General features: G+C 49.3%; 2 protein-coding genes. Both read right to left on the minus strand.

What is annotated here, in order from left to right:
* Positions 1-2,513: DNA polymerase III subunit alpha (locus NZ772_03985; GenBank protein MCS6812718.1), on the minus strand; the 2,513-nt coding region annotated here is incomplete at its 3' end.
* Between the two features lie 191 nt (positions 2,514-2,704).
* On the minus strand, positions 2,705-3,098 hold a 394-nt coding region (locus NZ772_03990; protein MCS6812719.1), incomplete at its 5' end, for an SDR family NAD(P)-dependent oxidoreductase.

Genomic DNA, 3,098 nt, shown 5'->3' on the forward strand with positions numbered 1-3,098 from the left:
AATTTGTGATCAGGGGTAGCCCGAATTATGGATCCATCTTCTAACTGATATTCCACTAAGGTTTGCTCCCCTCTGTAGTGCCACTGAGCGATCGGCTGCACAACTACATGGCCAAACTCGTCCATACTGTAGACATGACAGGGAATCTCTTCCTCCACCAACAGGCCGATCGGCATTGCCCCATACTCTACCGTTAGCACAGGGGTCTCGTAGCTGAGGCAATATTCAGCAAACTGCACCATCTGCTCCCACAGCTCTTCTGCTACCTTTTGGGGCACGCCATTGGCAACGGATCCCTGGATAAAGGTTTCTTGGTGTTTTTGCATTTCAGCCGGTTTTTTCTTACCCATTGCCCGGCGCAACAGATCTGCTTGACCCAGGGAGTAACCCGCCATATCTTGAGCAATTCTCATAATCTGCTCTTGGTAGACCATGACTCCGTAGGTTTCCTTCAGGATGGGTTCTAGGATCTGGTGGGGATAGTCGATCGCTTCTCGACCGTGTTTACGGCGAATGAACTTGTCGATAAGACCAGCATCCAACGGGCCAGGACGATAAAGCGCTAACACTGAGGAAATATCCTCCAAGTTAGACGGCTTAAGGTCACGCACAATCTGGCGCATTCCCGATGATTCCAATTGAAAGATGCCTTCCAAATCTCCCCTCGCAAGCAACCCATAGACAGGATCATCATCCAGCGCTAGTTTGTCTAAGTCCAAGGTGATGTGGTGGGTTTGCTGCACTAGTTCTAGGGTTTTTTGAATCATGGTCAGGTTCTTTAGCCCTAGAAAGTCCATTTTCAATAGCCCCATAGACTCAATGTCTTCCATGGCATATTGCGTAACTATGCCACCATCACGGGTTCGCTCTAGGGGAATGACTTCATCCAGAGGATCCGCAGAAATCACCACCCCAGCAGCATGAACACCAGTAGACTTGTTAGTGCCCTCAATCCGCATGGCCATGTCAATCCAACGGCGATAGGTCACTGGTGGATTAGTATTGGGGATGACTTGCTCGCTGATGTATTTCTCGCGAAACTCAGGAGAAGGGGTATCTTCAGCAATCATTTCCTTTAACTTGGCAGATTTGCCGCGCAGTGTAGGAATCTGCTTAGCCATCTGATCGGCTTCCTTGAGGGGAATATCCAGCACTCGTGCTACATCTCGCAGCACAGCCTTAGAGTTCATACGGTTATAGGTGATAATCTGGGCGACGCGATCGGCACCATACTTGTTAGTCACATAACGGATAACTTCGTCTCGGCGGTCAATGCAGAAATCAGTGTCAATATCGGGCATTGATTTGCGCTCTGGATTCAGGAAGCGCTCAAACAGCAAGCCATGGTGAACGGGATCGATGTTTGTGATACCTAAGGCATAGGCCACTAATGAACCTGCTGCGGAGCCACGCCCTGGGCCTACGGGAATACCATGATCACGAGCATATTTAATGTAGTCCCACACTACCAAAAAGTAGGTAGCGAAGCCCATCTTTGCCATCATATCTAGCTCGTACTCTAGTCTCCGAGCATATACAGGGTCTATTTGGTCTCGTTGCTGACAGCCCTGACGCTTAAGTAAGCCTTCCCATGTAACTGCTTGCAAGTAGGTTTCAGGGGTATAGCCATCGGGAACAGGATAGTTGGGTAAACGGGGAGCACCTAGAATATCGTAGGGTTCTACCTTGTCAGCAACCTTGAGGGTGTTAGCGATCGCCTGCTCAATGACTGCATCTGGTAGATGATCTCGACATAGCTGCCGCATTTCTTCCACGGTCTTTAGGTATTCTGTGCCGCTGTAACGTAAGCGCTTGTCGTCTGTGATTAACTTGCCTGTCTGGATGCAAAGTAGTGCGTCATGGGCTTCAACGTCGTAGCAGGAAATGAAGTGAGAATCATTGGTGAGGATTAGCTCAATACCCAGTTCTTCTGCAATTCGCACTAACTCGACATTGACTACACGGTCTTCCTGGGAGCCATGATCTTGCAACTCTAGATAATAGTCCTCACCAAAGATCTCTTGATACCAACGAGCGACCTTGCGAGCTGCTTCTGGTTTACCTTGTAGAATAGCTTGCGGCACTTCACCCCCCAGGCAGGCACTGGTAACAATCAGACCTTCTCGATACTGAGCCAGCAAGTCTTTGTTGATACAAGGACGAGAGAAAATCCCCTTGCCCTGAACACCTCGGAGATTAGAGATGCTCGTTAGCTTGACTAGGTTCTTATAACCCTGGGTATTTTTGGCCAACACGACCTGGTGATATCGAGGGCGGCGCTCTTGTTTTTCAATGTCGCCATTGATGACATACATTTCGTTGCCAATGATTGGTTTCACGCCCTTGGCATTGCAAGTTTTCAGCAGTTCGATCGCCCCGTACATAACGCCATGATCAGTCAGGGCAACGGCTGGCATTCCAAGCTCTACCACCCGATCGACTAGGGCTGGAATCTGGCTAGCTCCATCCAACAGGCTGTAATCACTGTGGATATGTAAACCGACAAAGGACATGAGAGTAGGTAGGTGTTGATTGTTAATGGTCACGTCATTGGCGTTATTCCACGTCAGTGTTAAGCCATGACAAATACGGGTCTAATCAGCAATACCTGAGCATTATGCACCACATCTGGATTTTTAGACGATGTTTTCCGCCATGGATAGAGGAAATGGTTGTAGGAGTAGGGAATCAGTGCTCATAAGGTTTACGATCGGCGATGAACTAGCAATGGCCCAGCTTGATCTGTAGGCAACACTAGCACCTCGCTAATGGTGACATGGGGAGGGCGAGTCACGCAAAATAGCACTACCTCAGCTACATCGTCAGCAGTCAGAGCTTTCATCCCTCGATATACAGCGGCTGCCCGATCGCGATCGCCATGAAATCGCACTTGGCTAAACTCCGTTTCGACCATACCAGGATCTACGGCACTAACTCGAACAGGGGTGCCTAGAACGTCTTGGTTGATCCCCTCAGACAGAGCACGAACCGCTGCCTTAGTAGCGCAATATACATGTCCTTTGGGGTAGGTTTGGTGTCCAGCAATGGAGCCAATGTTGACAATATCACCCCGACCTCGCTGGATCATGCCTGGTAGC

This window comes from Cyanobacteriota bacterium, assembly GCA_025054735.1.
Classification (GTDB): Bacteria; Cyanobacteriota; Cyanobacteriia; order SKYG9; family SKYG9; genus SKYG9.